Origin of the sequence: Streptomyces sp. SAI-135 (genome assembly GCF_029893805.1) — a bacterium.
GTDB lineage: Bacteria > Actinomycetota > Actinomycetes > Streptomycetales > Streptomycetaceae > Streptomyces.
Genome location: NZ_JARXYP010000002.1, coordinates 651,462 through 665,710 on the forward strand (window position 1 = coordinate 651,462; position 14,249 = coordinate 665,710).

General features: G+C 72.4%; 11 protein-coding genes. 7 read left to right on the forward strand and 4 right to left on the reverse strand.

Going from position 1 to position 14,249, the window contains the following annotated elements; translation table 11 throughout:
* Window positions 1-96: 96 nt before the first annotated feature.
* The 3 genes from M2163_RS07325 to M2163_RS07335 are packed head-to-tail and all read left to right on the forward strand — an operon-like array spanning window position 97 to window position 6,754.
* A complete protein-coding gene (locus M2163_RS07325) occupies window positions 97-1,257 on the forward strand; it encodes an AAA family ATPase (RefSeq protein ID WP_280893487.1) in 1,161 nt (386 codons plus the stop codon).
* Window positions 1,254-4,823: a DUF5682 family protein gene (locus M2163_RS07330; RefSeq protein ID WP_280893488.1), complete on the forward strand. Its 3,570-nt coding sequence runs from the start codon at window positions 1,254-1,256 to the stop codon at window positions 4,821-4,823. Before M2163_RS07325 ends, M2163_RS07330 begins: the two co-directional genes overlap by 4 nt.
* Window positions 4,820-6,754, forward strand: a complete 1,935-nt coding sequence (locus M2163_RS07335; protein ID WP_280893489.1) for an SWIM zinc finger family protein — start codon at window positions 4,820-4,822, stop codon at window positions 6,752-6,754. Before M2163_RS07330 ends, M2163_RS07335 begins: the two co-directional genes overlap by 4 nt.
* Window positions 6,755-6,817: 63 nt before the next feature.
* Here M2163_RS07335 and M2163_RS07340 read toward each other — a convergent pair whose 3' ends face one another.
* Window positions 6,818-7,432, reverse strand: a complete 615-nt coding sequence (locus M2163_RS07340) for a hypothetical protein (protein ID WP_280893490.1) — start codon at window positions 7,430-7,432, stop codon at window positions 6,818-6,820.
* Window positions 7,433-7,741: 309 nt separating this feature from the next.
* Between M2163_RS07340 and M2163_RS07345 the strand changes: the two genes are divergently transcribed.
* Window positions 7,742-8,233 (forward strand): hemerythrin domain-containing protein, encoded by a 492-nt coding sequence (locus M2163_RS07345; protein ID WP_280853686.1) that lies wholly within the window; start codon window positions 7,742-7,744, stop codon window positions 8,231-8,233.
* A gap of 87 nt (window positions 8,234-8,320) precedes the next feature.
* Here M2163_RS07345 and M2163_RS07350 read toward each other — a convergent pair whose 3' ends face one another.
* Complete coding sequence (locus tag M2163_RS07350) at window positions 8,321-8,491, reverse strand: hydrophobic protein (protein ID WP_280853685.1); 171 nt, start codon at window positions 8,489-8,491, stop codon at window positions 8,321-8,323.
* 248 nt (window positions 8,492-8,739) lie between these two features.
* Between M2163_RS07350 and M2163_RS07355 the strand changes: the two genes are divergently transcribed.
* Window positions 8,740-9,018, forward strand: coding sequence for a WhiB family transcriptional regulator (locus M2163_RS07355; RefSeq protein ID WP_280853684.1), 279 nt, complete (start codon window positions 8,740-8,742; stop codon window positions 9,016-9,018).
* 42 nt (window positions 9,019-9,060) lie between these two features.
* Here the strand turns inward: M2163_RS07355 and pntB are convergent, their stop codons facing one another.
* Both pntB and M2163_RS07365 read right to left on the reverse strand, forming a co-directional pair.
* A complete protein-coding gene (gene pntB / locus M2163_RS07360) occupies window positions 9,061-10,527 on the reverse strand; it encodes a Re/Si-specific NAD(P)(+) transhydrogenase subunit beta (RefSeq protein WP_280893491.1) in 1,467 nt (488 codons plus the stop codon).
* A gap of 6 nt (window positions 10,528-10,533) precedes the next feature.
* Window positions 10,534-12,090 carry a Re/Si-specific NAD(P)(+) transhydrogenase subunit alpha gene (locus M2163_RS07365; protein ID WP_280893492.1) on the reverse strand — a complete coding sequence of 519 codons (1,557 nt, stop codon included), beginning with the start codon at window positions 12,088-12,090 and terminating at the stop codon, window positions 10,534-10,536.
* A gap of 258 nt (window positions 12,091-12,348) precedes the next feature.
* Here M2163_RS07365 and M2163_RS07370 point away from each other — a divergent pair, with 258 nt between their 5' ends.
* Both M2163_RS07370 and M2163_RS07375 read left to right on the forward strand, forming a co-directional pair.
* Window positions 12,349-13,485, forward strand: a complete 1,137-nt coding sequence (locus M2163_RS07370) for a spore photoproduct lyase family protein (protein WP_280897224.1) — start codon at window positions 12,349-12,351, stop codon at window positions 13,483-13,485.
* A gap of 372 nt (window positions 13,486-13,857) precedes the next feature.
* Complete coding sequence (locus tag M2163_RS07375) at window positions 13,858-14,136, forward strand: GlsB/YeaQ/YmgE family stress response membrane protein (protein ID WP_020120489.1); 279 nt, start codon at window positions 13,858-13,860, stop codon at window positions 14,134-14,136.
* The last annotated feature ends 113 nt before the right edge of the window (window positions 14,137-14,249 follow it).

Sequence of the window (14,249 nt, forward strand, 5' to 3'; positions counted from 1 at the left end):
CACCGGCCCGGGGCGCCGCCCACCCGCGGCGCCCCTCCCCCCACCTGTACCTCCCCCACACACCGACACCGACCCAGCTACCGAGCAAGGACCTCCATGCCCCTGACCGACACGGCGACGGCCCTTCCGGCCCGGCAGACCCTGCCCGCCGAAGAACGCTTCGCCACCGAACTGGCCTTCCTCGCCGCCCACGACGACGGCCCCCGCCCGCCCGGCTGGCTGCTGACACCGCGCGCCGTGATCACCTTCGTCTGCGGCACCGCCGGCGAAGCCCTCAAACTGACCGAAGCGCCCGAGGGGCTGCCGGACGAACTCGTCGTCGCGCCGAAGTTCGTCGGCGAACGCGCCCTGGTGGAGCGGTGCGTGGTCACCCTGGCCGGAGAGCGCGGGCTGCTGCTCGTCGGCGAGCCCGGCACCGCGAAGTCCATGCTGTCGGAGCTGCTGTCGGCGGCCGTCTGCGGCACCAGCGCGCTCACCGTGCAGGGCACCGCGGGCACCACCGAGGACGCCCTGCGCTACGGCTGGAACTACGCCCTGCTCCTCGCCCAGGGCCCGACCCCGCAGGCCCTGGTGGACTCACCGGTGCTCGCCGCGATGCGCGCCGGGAAGGTGGCCCGCGTCGAGGAGATCACCCGCTGCCTGCCCGAGGTGCAGGACGCCCTGGTGTCGATCCTCTCGGACCGGCGGATGAGCGTCCCGGAGCTGTCCGCCACCGACGACGCCCAGGTCGCCGCCGCTGCCGGTTTCACCGTCATCGCCACCGCCAACCTCCGCGACCGTGGGGTGTCGGAGATGTCCGCCGCCCTCAAGCGCCGCTTCAACTTCGAGACCGTGCACCCGATCGCGGACGTCGAGGCCGAGACCGAGCTCGTCAAGCGGCAGGCCACGGCCGCCGTCGCACGGGCGGGTGCCGCGTTCGGCGTGGACGACGCGGTGCTCGACGTCCTGGTCACGGTCTTCCGCGACCTGCGGGCCGGACGCTCCGCCGAGGGCTGGGACGTGGAGCGTCCGGGCACGGTGATGTCCACCGCGGAGGCGGTACAGGTCGCCGCCTCCCTGGGCGTGGCCGCCGCCTATCTCCCCGGCGGGGACTCGCTCGACCTGGTGCCCGGCCATCTGCTGGGCGTGGTCCGCAAGGACGACCCGGCCGACCACGCGCGCCTGCTCGGCTACTGGGACGGGCCGGTGCGCCGCCGCGCCGAGGACGGCTCGGCGACCTGGCGGCGCCTGTGGGACCTGCGGGAGAACCTTCGGTGACCCTCGCCCTGGAACCGAGGGCGGCCCTGACCGCCCTCGCCGACTGCACCGCCCCGTACCTGCTGGGCGTACGGCACCACAGCCCCGCGCTCGCCGCCGCGGTGCCCGCCCTGCTGGACGCCGCCGGCGCCGAGGTCGTCTGCGTGGAACTGCCCGCCGACTTCCAGGCGTGGCTGCCCCACCTCGCCGCGCCCGGCACCCTCGCCCCGGTCGCGCTGGCCGGAACCGGCGAGGGCGGCCGGCTCGGGTTCTACCCGTTCGCCGACTTCTCGCCCGAACTCGCGGCGATCCGCTGGGCACGCGAGCGGGGGGCAGAGGTCGTCTGCTGCGACCTGCCGATGTCTGATCCGCGGTGGAACTCCGAAGGGCCCGCCGGGGCCAAGGACGGCAAGGTCTGGGACACCGAGGGGCCCGTCGCGGCCGAGGACGGCCAGGTCCGGTCCGCCGCGGCGCCCACCGCGTTCGCGGCGGCGCTGACCGCGTCCGGGACGGGCCGTGAGGGCGACGACATGTGGGACCGCAGTGTCGAGGTCCTCGCCCCGGGCTGCCCGCCCGAAGCGGTCCGCCGGGCCGCACTGGGCGTGGGCTGGGCACTGCGCCGTGACGCCGAGTCGGCAGGCGGCGTGCCCGCGGTCGATCTGGCGCGTGAGGCCCATATGCGCGAGACGATCGCCCGCGCCTCGGCCGACGGCCGCCGGGTCGCGGCCGTCGTCGGCGCCTTCCACGCCCCCGCACTGACCGCCCGGGACACGGTGGGGCCTGCTGGGCCGGTCGACGTCGAGGAGCGTCCGCAGGTGGTCACCTCCCTCGTGCCGTACGCCTTCGACCTGCTGGATTCCCGTTCCGGCTATCCGGCGGGCATCCGCGACCCGCGCTGGCAGCAGGCGGTGTTCACCGCGGGCGGCGACCCCGACCGGCTGCACGACGCGGCCGCACGGGCGATCACCGACGTGTGCCGCGAACTGCGGGCCGCCGGACACGTCGCCGGTACGGGCGAGGCCCGTGAGACCCTGCGGGTCGCGTGCGACCTGGCCCGGCTGCGCGGACTTGCGGCACCCGGCCGCGGCGAGGTGCTGGAGGCGCTCACCACGGTCATGGGGCAGGGCGAACCGCTCGGCCGCGGCCGGGCGCTGGCCCGGGCGCTGGAGACCGTCCTGGTCGGCACCGACCGTGGCCGGGTCGCCCCCGGCACCCCCCGCTCCGGCCTCGGCCCCTGCGTCGAGGCCGAGCTCGCCGCACTGCGGCTGCCCGGACCGGACGACCCCGCACCGCGCGAGGTGCGGCTCGACCCGCTGCGCTCGGCCCTCGACGCCCGCCGCGAGATCCTCCTCCAGCGCCTCGCGGTGTGCGGCACCGGCTACGGCGAGCCGATCCAGGTGGCGGGCACCGGCGACGGCGCCGCTCTGACCACCCGGTGGCGGCTTTCCTGGACGCCGGCGGTGCCGGTCCGTCTGGACCTGGCCGGAATCCGCGGCGTCACCGCGGCCCTGGCCGCGGAAGGCACCCTGCGGGAGACCTTCCGCAAGGAGGCGGCGGAGGGCGGAGCCACCAGCGCCCTGGTCCTCGCGGGACTGCGCGACGCAGCCCGCTGCGATCTGCCCGCGCTGGTGTCAGAGCGGCTCGCCGACGCCGCCGAGTTTCTCCCCACCAGCGCCACCCTGCCCGAACTCCTCACCGCCCTGGACCTGTTGGAGGCCCTGCGGCGCGGCCATCTGCCCGGCACCACACCCGCGAGCCGGCAGTGCGCCGCCGAACTGGCCACGGAACTCATGGAGTCGGCCGTGCGGTCCCTGCCGGGTCTGGCGGGCAGTGACGACCCGCAGGACGCGGACGCCCTCGTGGCGCTGGCCGCACGGGCGGGCGAACACCGCCTGGGCCTGCGCATCGACGACGCCCTGGACGACCTCGCACGCCACGGGTCCCCGCTGATGCAGGGAGCCGCGCTCGCCGCCCGGGTCATGCTCGACCTGGACGACGCCGGCACCCTCGGCCGCCGGGCCGCCGGCTGGATCGACAACGCCACCGGGCCGGACGCCCGGCAGGCGATGAGCCGCCGGCTCACGGGACTGGTCAGCGCCGCCGCCCCGCTGCTCCAGTCGGCGCCGACCGCCCTGGACCCGCTGCTGGACCGGATCGACACCCTGACCGACCAAGGTTTCCTGGACCGGTTGCCCGCCCTGCGCGGCGGCTTCGACACCCTCAGCCCCGCCGGCCGGGACCGGCTGCTGTCCACGGTGACCGAGCGCCTCGGGGACCGTCTCGACCTGTCGCTGGGCGCCTCGCCGCAGTTGCTCGCCCTGTGGACGGCCGCCGACACGGCGGGCCGGGCTGCGGTGACGTCCCTGCGCCCGCCCCTGGGGACGGGGCTGGACGGCACCGCGGGCATCGAGGACTCCGCGCGGGAGGAACCCGGACCGGCTGCCGAGGCACCGGCCGGCCCCGCCCCGCACCTCACACCGACCGACCGCTGGCGTCTGCTGCTCGGCCGCGAGAGCGAGAAGCTGCCGCACGACGCCCGCCGTCTCGCCCACGCCCTCGACGAGCTGTACGGCACCGGCCGCGGCGAGGGCTCCTCGGACCTCGGCCGGGAGGGCGGCCAGGGCGGCGGCCAGGACACCTCCTTCCCGACGGCCCGTGAATGGGCGGAGGAACTGGACGCGCTGTTCGGTACCGACGTCCGCGAGGAGGTCCTGGCCCGGGCAGCCGACCTGGGCCGCACCGACGTCCTGGCCGAGCTCGATCCCAAGGCGGTACGCCCCTCGGTGGACCTGCTGACCTCCGTGCTGTCCCTGGCCGGCGGGATGCCCGAGCAGCAACTCGCCAAGCTGCGCCCGCTGGTGCGCCGCCTGGTCGACGAACTGGCCAAGGAACTGGCCACCCGGCTGCGCCCGGCACTGACCGGACTGGCCACCCCGCGTCCCACCCATCGCCCGGGAGGACGCATCGACCTGCCGCGCACCCTGCGGGCCAACCTCGCCCACACACGCCGCACCGACGACGGACGCGCCCTGATCGTCCCGGAGCGGCCGGTGTTCAGCACCCGTTCCCGCCGCGAGGCGGACTGGCGGCTCGTCCTCGTCGTCGACGTGTCCGGGTCGATGGAGGCGTCCGTCGTCTGGTCCGCGCTGACCGCGGCCGTCCTGGGCGGAGTGCCCACGCTGAGCACGCACTTCCTCGCCTTCTCCACCGAAGTGATCGACCTGACCGACCGGGTCGACGACCCGCTGTCGCTGCTGCTGGAGGTACGGGTCGGCGGCGGAACCCACATCGCCGCCGGTCTGGCCCAGGCCCGGAAGCTGGTGACCGTGCCCAGCCGGACCCTCGTCGTGGTGGTCAGCGACTTCGAGGAGGGGTATCCGCTCGGCGGACTCCTCGGCGAGGTACGGGCCCTGGCGAGTTCCGGCGTGCATCTGATGGGCTGCGCCGCCCTGGACGACACCGGTACCCCGCGCTACTCGGTGCCCGTCGCCCAACAGCTCGTCACGGCCGGCATGCCGGTCGCCGCCCTCAGTCCCCTCGCCCTGGCCCGCTGGGTGGGCGACCGCCTCCGCGGAGAGAACCGATGAACCCCGAACTGCCCCCTGTGGCGCCCGAGGTGGTCGCCGACGCCGTGGAGCAGCTGACGTCCCGGCTGCGCAAGAAGCTGGACGCCGCGATCGAGACGTACACGGCGCTGCCCGTCACCGCGGACGGCACGGTACGGCGGGTGCGGTGCGGCGAGGACGCCGAGGTCACGCTGACTCCCGGCCCGTCGGGGGCGGTCACGGACCCCGCCCAGGCGCAGTGCAGCTGCCTGCTGGCACCGCGGTGCCTGCATCGGGCGGCGGTCCTCGGGGCCGCACCAGTGGCGGACGCCTACGCGGTGGCCGAGGCCGCGGACCAGCCGCCGACCGGCGGCACCGAGCAAGCCGAACCCGTCGGCGGCGAGCAGGCCGAACCCGTCGGCACCGAGCAGGCCGAACCCGTCGGCGGCGAGCAGGAGTCCGGGACGCCGGACACCGACGCGACCGCCGTATCGCCGCCCGGCCCAGCCGGCCCGACCGCGGCACAGGTCGCCGCCGCGGCCGCGCTGTGGGCCGCGGCGGCGGCAGTGCTGGCCGCAGGGGTGCAGGGTGCGGGCGCCGTGCCGCAGGCGGAGGTGCTGCGGGCCGCGCACACCGCCCGGCTCGCCGGCCTGCACCGGGCCGAGGCGGCCGCCCTGAGGGTGGTCCGCGCACTGCGCGCCGCCCGCGCCCGCCACGACGGTCACCGGCTGTCCGACCTGGTCGCCGGACTGCGCGAGCTGCTGCTCACCACCGGTCTGCTCGCCGCGTCCGACCCCGACCCGGCCCTGGTCGGCACCGCCCGGCGCAGCTACCGCCCCGGCGGCAGCCTCAAAGTGCACGGCGTGTGCCGGGAGCCGGTGATCTCGGCCACCGGATACGGCGGGGTCGTCACCCATGTTCTGGCCGACGACGGGCGCTGGTTCTCCGTGTCGGACGTCAAGCCCGGCGGCCCGGCGCGAGCACGCGGCGCCGCCACCGCCACGGTCGCGCTCGGCTCGGGCACTGTCGATCACGGGCAGCTGTCGCGAGGCGGCCTGCTCATCTCGGGCGCGACGCTCTCCCCGGACGGCCGCCTCGGCGCCGGCAAGGGAGTGCGGGCCACCCCGGTCCCGGGCCTGTCCTGGACGTCGTCGGGGCCGCTCGCCCGTCTGTTCACCCGCCCGCTCGCCCAGGCCGCCGCGGCACAGCTCGCCCCGGGCGGCGACCCGGAACAGGCAGGATCTCGGGCCGGTGAGCTGATCGGCTGTGACGTGGTCGTCGTGGGGGCCGGCGCGGACCACCTGTTCGCGCGAGAACTGTCTCCCGACAGGACAGACCAGGCAGGGCTGTTGATACGGCTGGTGCCGGCCAACGGCCACCCGGAGCTGGCCCACGCGGCCAACTTCCGCAAGCTGGCATCCCGCCCGGGGCTGCGGCTGCGCGTCGTGGGCCGCCTCGACCCCGACCGTGCCGCGGCCCTGCGGCCGCTGGCGGTCGGCCCCGTCCCGGACGGTACGGCGACGCTGAGACTGCCGCCCGAGTGGGCGGGCCACGCCGACCTGGGGTACGACCGGCTCGAAGGCGCGCACTTCCCGTCGGCCGGTGACCTGCCGCCGGTGGAGGGTCCGAGCGCGTTGCCGCCGGACCCGGTGGCCGAGGCGCCCCTGTGGCGGTTGCGGCGGCTGGTGGAGGTCGCGGTGTCCGGCGGGCGCCGGGCCGCTGCCGAGCCCGCGAGGGACGGCGCCCGGGGCTCGGGTGCCGCGGCGCTGCGCCGCAGCGGTTTCCGGACGGCAGCGGATCTGACGGAGGCTCTGGCCGCGGAGGCGGACCGGCGCGGCCGCGACGTGTTCGGCCGCATCCAGCAGGCCGACCCGGACGGATACGCGCGGGTGTGGCTGAGTGCGGCCGTGTACCTGTCCGGCACCGAGCGGGCCCTGGTCGAGGCGACGTGGCAACCCTCGGCGGCGGCCTGACCCCCACGCTCTTCCCCCTGTCGGACCCGAGGGCCGCCAGGGGGAAGGGCGGACACGCCAGGCTCAGCCGACGTTGAAGTCCAGGTTGGTCACGTACCAGGAGCCCTCGATCCTGCTGGACTCGACCTTGATGTCCAACTGATCCTGCGTCACCCCGGTGGAGTGGGACAGGACGATCTTGTCGAGGGCCTGGCCGTCGACGTTGATCCTGGCCGCGGGGACCGTGACCTTGTCGCCGGAGCCGGCGGCCTGCGTGACCTCGACCTTGGGGTCGTCCGAGGGCGGGTCGGGGGTGAACGACTCCTTGAACTGTCCGAGCGTCGCCTCCATCCGCTTCCGCTCGGGCGCGTCGTCACCGCACGTCTTCTCGCTGCCGACCTGCGCGGGCTCGGAGCCGTCCGCCGGTTCCGCCATCAGCAGGCACGCCTGCTCGATCTCGCCCTTGACGAGTGCCGCGACCCACCCGGCCACGGCGTTCTCCGCGGACGACCGGTCCACGCCCGACGCCGGTGACGCGTCCGCGTCGGCCGACTCGCTCGTGGCGTCGACGGGGGAGCCGCTCGCGGACTGCTTCGGGGCCTCGCTGGGCTCCGTCTCGTCCGAGCAGCCCGTAAGGCCCACGAGCGCCGCGACCACAGCTCCCGCGAGCGCGCCGACCCGTCTCGTCCTCTGATCCACTAACACCACTCCAGCAACCTCTCTCTGAACCCTCAAGTGCAGCAGCGGCACCACGAGTTGACTCGCGTATCGGCTCCGCTTCACCGTCAAGACGACGGAGAGGACCGGACGGTTCTGCTTTCAACGGTCGTTTGCTCAATCGATGCCGGCGGCGGGCTCGAAAGCGGCCGGTGCCCTGGGACCACAAGGGCACTCCTTGTAGCCGTCCGGCGACTCCTTGTCATTCGACCACGTTGCTCTGCTTAACACCGCAGGACGGGGTAGCCGGATTCCGGCAACGTCCCTCGCACGAAAGTGATGCCTACTCCCATGGCGCAGACCCGAGACGTGGTTGAACTCATTCTCCAGGACCACAGGAAGATGGAGGATCTCTTTCACCTGATGCGCAGCGTCGAAGCCGACCGGGCCGCAGCCCTTCAGGAATTCTCCGATCTGCTGATCGCCCACGCCCTGGCGGAAGAGGCGAAGGTGTATCCCGCCCTGAAGCGCTACAAGAAGATCGACGACGACGAGGTGGAACACGGCGAGGAGGAGCACGAGGAGGGCAACAAGGCGCTCCTGGAACTCCTGGAGGTCGAGGAGGTCGGCTCCGAGGAGTGGGACGAGAAGCTCGAAGAACTCGTGCAGGCGGTCACGCACCACGCCGACGAGGAGGAGCGCACCATTCTGAACGGGGCCCGTGAGAACGTGGCCATGGAGCGCCGCGAGGAACTGGGCGAGGAGTTCCTGGCAGAGCGCGAGCGTCAGCTGAAGGCAGGCTGCGGCGCTGTCGACAACGTGCGCCGCATCGTCGGTTCCTGACCGCATTCCCATAGCCACCTGATCCCGAACACGCCTGTGGGCCCCTGAATCATCAGGGGCCCACAGACATGCCGTTTGCTCGGCGGGTTACCAGCGATACCAGCGTCCCTTTCGGCCGCCCGTGTCCGCGGAGCGCATGACGAAGCCGAGCAGCCAGATGACCAGCACGATCACGGCGAGCCACCACAGGGCCTTCAGCGCGAAACCCGCGCCGAAGAGGAGCAGAGCCAGCAGAAGAACAACAAGCAGGGGAACCATAGTTATCAACCTCCGTGGCTCCTCATGCCCGGCACATGCAAGAACACACAGCGGTTTTACCTGGTTTCTCTCCTCCTTTCGCGGGAATTCGGACCAGTTCCGAGATGTGGTCGCAGTCGGTGTTCTCCCGAAAGTCCGCTATGGCCTTTTTCCGGTCGTGCGGCATAAGATGCTGTGCACCTCTGCCGGGACCGCGGCGACCAAGCCGCGTTCACACCTGTGCCCTGGACGGACCGCGGAGGTGCGGTATGGCTCGTACACCCTCGATCGACAGTCGTCGTTCCGCCTGGCGTCTGCACGCACTGTGCGTCGGCGAGGATCCCGAACTGTTCTTTCCTCTGGTGGAGACGGACACGGCGACGGCGCGCGCCCGGGCCGTGTGCCGCCGGTGCCCGGTGCTCGTGGCGTGCCGTGACTGGGCCGTCCGCCACGGTGAGGCGGACGGCGTCTGGGGCGACACGACCGCGAGCCAGCGCAGAGCGATCCGCGGCGCCCTTCTCAGTGACCGTCCGTCCGGATCCGCGTGAGCAGGGACGTGAGCAGGGTCGTGAGCATGAGGAACCGCCCCGTCAGCGGCTGGGCACCTTCGGCTGTCGTACCGTCGGCGCCGCGTCTCGTCCGCTGTCGGCGCCCAGTGCCCGCAGGATGTCCTCCACGCTCTGTTTGGCGTCGCCGAACAGCATGCTGCTGTTCTCCCGGAAGAACAGCGGGTTCTGCACACCCGCGTAACCGGAGGCCATGGAGCGCTTGAAGACGACGACCTGCTCGGCCTCCCAGACCCGCAGCACCGGCATCCCGGCGATCGGGCTCGCCGGGTCGTCGGTCGCGGCCGGGTTGACGGTGTCGTTCGCGCCGATGACCAGCACGACGGAGGTGCCGCTGAAGTCGTCGTTGATCTCGTCCATCTCCAGGACGACGTCGTAGGGCACCTTCGCCTCGGCCAGCAGCACGTTCATATGGCCGGGCAGGCGCCCGGCGACGGGATGGACGCCGAAGCGGACCTCGACGCCCCGCCCGCGCAACTGCCGCGTCAGCTCCGCGATGGGATGCTGGGCCTGGGCGACGGCCATGCCGTAGCCGGGAGCGATGATCACCGAACGGGCCTGGGCGAGCATCTCGGCCACCTCCGCCGCCCGCACCTCACGGTGTTCCCCCTGCTCCTCCGCGCCACCGGACGGCGCCTCGATACCGAAACCGCCCGCGATGACGGAGAGGAAGGACCGGTTCATCGCCTTGCACATGATGTACGACAGGTAGGCGCCGGAGGAGCCCACCAGCGCGCCGGTGACGATGAGCAGGTTGTTGTCGAGGAGGAAACCGGCCGCGGCCGCCGCCCAGCCCGAGTAGCTGTTCAGCATGGAGACGACGACGGGCATGTCGCCGCCGCCGATGGAGGCGACCAGGTGCCAGCCGAGTGCCAGGGCCAGCACGGTCACCGCGATGATCAGGGGCAGGCTCGGACTGATCGTGAACCACACGGTCAGCGCGACGAACGCCACGAGCGCCCCGACGTTCAGGGCGTTCTTGCCCGGCAGCATCAGCGGCCGGGACTTGATGCGCGCCGACAGCTTCAGGAACGCGACGATCGAGCCGGTGAAGGTGACCGCGCCGATGAAGACGCCGATGAACACCTCGGCGTGGTGGATGCCCAGCAGGTCGGCGCCGATCCGGTCCTGCCCCGAGCCGTGGGACTCCACCTCCAGGTAGCTGTTCCAGCCCACCAGCACCGCGGCCAGGCCGACGAAGCTGTGCAGGACGGCGATGAGTTCGGGCATCTGCGTCATCTCGACGCGCCGGGCCCGCCACAGGCCGAGCGCCGCGCCGAGCGCCATCGCCAGCACGATCAGCGCGACCGCTCCGGCGGTGACGCTCTGCGCCGCGACCACCACGGTGGCCACCAGGGCGAGGGCCATGCCGGCGATGCCGTAGACGACGCCCGCGCGGGAGGTGCGGTGCTGGGAGAGGCCGGCCAGGCTGAGGATGAACAGCAGGGCGGCGACCAGGTCGGCCGCGTGGGAGGCGGTCAGGGAGGTCATCTCGACTCAGCCTTTCGAGAACATCGACAGCATGCGGCGGGTGACGGCGAAGCCTCCGAAGATGTTGACGCTCGTCAGCAGGATCGCCACGAAGGACAGCGCGGTGACGAGCCGGCTCTCGTGCCCGATCTGCAGCAGGGCGCCGATCACGACGATCCCGGAGATCGCGTTGGTCACTGACATCAGCGGGGTGTGCAGCGCGTGGTGCACCTTGCCGATGACGTAGTAGCCGATCACCACGGCCAGCGCGAACACGGTGAAGTTGCCGGCGAGCTGGGCCGGGGCGAAGGCCACCAGCAGGAACATCGCGAGCATCCCGAACCCGATCAGTGCGAAGCGCCGGGCAGGCGTCAGCCCCGGCCGGGACGGTGCGGGCGTCTCGGGTGCGGCCGCGGGCGGTGCGGCAGGGGCGGCCGAGACCGCGACGGGAGGCGGCGGCCAGGTGACCTCACCGTCCCGCACCACGGTCACCGCCCGCTGCACGACGTCGTCGAAGTCGATCGTCAGCCGCCCGTCCTTGCCGGGGGTCAGCAGTGTCAGCAGGTTCACCAGGTTCGTGCCGAACAGCTGCGAGGCCTGGGCCGGAAGGCGGGAGGCCAGGTCGGTGTAGCCGATGAGGGTCACGCCGTTGTCGGTCACCACGATCCGGCCCGGCACGGTGCCCTCGACGTTGCCGCCCATCGCAGCGGCCATGTCGACGATGACGCTCCCGGGCTTCATGACGGCCACGTCCTCGGCTGTCAGCAGTCGCGGCGCGGGCCGCCCCGGGATCAGCGCGGTCGTGATGACGATGTCCACGTCCCGGGCCTGCTCGTGGTAGAGCTCGGCGGCGGCGCGGTCGTAGTCGGCGGAGGTCGCCCTGGCGTAGCCGTCGGTGCTCACCTCCTGCGCGGCGTTCACCGGCAGGTACTCCCCGCCCAGCGACTTCACCTGGTCCGCGACCTCCGGACGGGGGTCGGTGGCACGGACGATCGCTCCGAGGCTGGAGGCCGCGCCGATCGCCGCGAGACCGGCCACGCCCGCGCCCGCCACCAGCACCTTGGCCGGCGGCACCTTGCCCGCAGCGGTGACCTGACCGGTGAAGAACCGTCCGAAGACGTGCGCGGCCTCGATGACCGCGCGGTAACCGGCGATGTTGGCCATCGAGGACAGCACGTCCATCGACTGGGCCCGCGAGATCCGCGGCACCGCGTCGAGCGCGAGAGCCGTCACCCCGGCGCCGGCGAGCGCCTGGAGCACCTCGGGGTTCTGCGCCGGGGCCAGCAGGGCGACCACGACCGCGCCCCTCCGCAACCGGCGGATCTCGGCCTCGGTGGGGGCGTTCACCTTCAGGACGACGTCCGCCGCCCAGGCCTCGGCGACCACCGCGCCGACATCGGCGTACGCCTGGTCGTCGAAGCCCGAGGCCTCGCCGGCCCCGGATTCGACGACGACCTCGTAGCCGAGGCCGAGCAGCAGCCGTGCCGTCGCCGGGGTCGCCGCGACCCGGGTCTCTCCGGAGACGGACTCGGCCACGACGCCGACGCGGCAGGGCGGATGGTGCGCGCTTTCTTCAGCAGACATGTCCTGTATCTCTCGTCAAAGGAGGTGCGAAAGGGAGATCTGCGCTGCGTGGGTGTCGACGTCCTGCCCCGTGATCGCCGGTGCCTAACCCACCGAGCAGGTGCCGCGCCGCCCCCTCGCCGGCACTCCGGCCATGGTCCGCTGCACACTCCGTACAATTGTGACGAAGTGCTGCATCAGAGGCGGAGGGAAGCTCGCGTGACATCCCCCTTCACCGAACCCGGACACGGCGCCGACCCCCTGTTCGGCCTCGACGCACTGACCGGGACGACAGCGGGCGGCGCACCCCCCGACGGCACACCCCCGGCCGCCGCCTCCTTCCGGGACTCCCCCACAGCCCGGACCATGCTGCCGGTACGCACCGTCTACGCCGAACCCCCGGCCGCCGCGTCCCGCCGGGGCCGCGAGATCCTCGCCCGCTTCCCCGGCGCGCAGGTCATCGAGGTGGACTCGCACTGGCGCATCCCGGGCCTGCACGGAAACGAGGACAACGTCGATCGCTGGGTCCGCGTCAAGGGCGAGACCCTGGTCCTAGGCGAACGCAAGACGCTGACCACCCGGCCCAACGGGCGCTCCGCCGACTTCATCGCCCCCGGCCCCGCCAACGGCTGCGCGATGGCCTGCGCCTACTGCTACGTGCCCCGCCGCAAGGGATACGCCAACCCGATCACCGTCTTCACCAACATCGACCAGATCATCGCCCACCTCGGACGCCACATCGCACGCCAGGGCCGTAAGGGCGAACCCAACCAGTGTGACGAGACCGCCTGGGTGTACGACATCGGCGAGAACGGCGACTGCTCGGTGGACGCGCTCGTCTGCGACAACACCGCGGACCTGATCGCCGCCTTCCGTCAGTGGCCCACCGCCAAGGCGTCCTTCGCCACCAAGTTCGTCAACCCCGATCTGCTGGGGCTGGACCCCCGGGGCCACACCCGGATCCGTTTCTCCCTCATGCCCGCGAGCGACTCACGGCTGCTGGACCTGCGCACCTCCCCCATGGCCGATCGCGTCGCCGCCGCGGCCGACTTCCTGGACGCGGGCTACGAGGTCCACTTCAACCTCTCCCCCGTCGTCCTGCGGCCCGGCTGGCAGGACGACTGGGCCGACGTCCTGCGCCGGCTCGACGACGTCCTGCCCCACCGGGTGAAGCGACAGGCCGCCGCGGAGATCATCACGCTCACCCACAACCAGGACCTGCACCAGGTCAACCTCGGCTGGCATCCACGCGCCGAGGACGTCCTGTGGCAGCCCGACCTGCAACAGGGCAAGCGCTCCGAGAACGGCGCGCACAACGTCCGCTACCGCAACCACATCAAGGCGGAAGCCGTACAGACCCTGCGCGAGCTCATCACCACCCACGCGCCCTGGCTGCGCGTGCGCTACGCCTTCTGACGGCACGCTGCCGGACTGCCGGCTGCGACGACGGACCTCATCGTGCCCCGCGCCTGCGCTGCCTCGTGGTCATGCGCTCGCCGGTGGCGATGAGTCAACAGAAGGGCCGTTCGGCGAAGGGTGCGCGGGTGGGATGCGCGCCCGACTGTGAGGCGTGAAAGAAGCGATCCCCGCCGGGCGGCGATCGACCACACCTCACAGGAATGCCGGGGGCTTCACGGGCTACCTGATCACAGGCCGGCTCCAACACTTCGTTCCTTGAGCACTGGAGTGAGCGGCCACCCATCCCCGACTGATCATCTTTATTCCAGGTTTATCTTTCCCGTCCGCGTGCATTCGGGTGAGGAAGGTATTTCTGAACGAGGAGGAGACGTGGGCATCATCGCCTGGATTCTGATCGGCCTGCTGGCCGGCGCCATCGCCAAGCTTCTGCTGCCCGGCAAGGACCCGGGCGGCATCATCATCACCATGCTGATCGGCATCGTCGGCGGTCTTCTCGGAGGCTGGCTCGGCAAGGTGATCTTCGGTGTCGACTCGATCGACGGTTTCTTCGACCTGTCGACCTGGATAGCGGCCATCGTCGGCTCTCTGATCCTGCTCGTGCTGTACCGAGTGGTCACGGGCAACCGACGGTCCCACCGCCACGCCTGATACGGCGACCTCCGTGACACGCAGCTCGAACGCCGTGTAGCGCGGATGCCACCACAACTGATGCGGGCCGCGGACGTTCTGTCCGCGGCCCGCATCAGTTCGCGTCGGCCGAC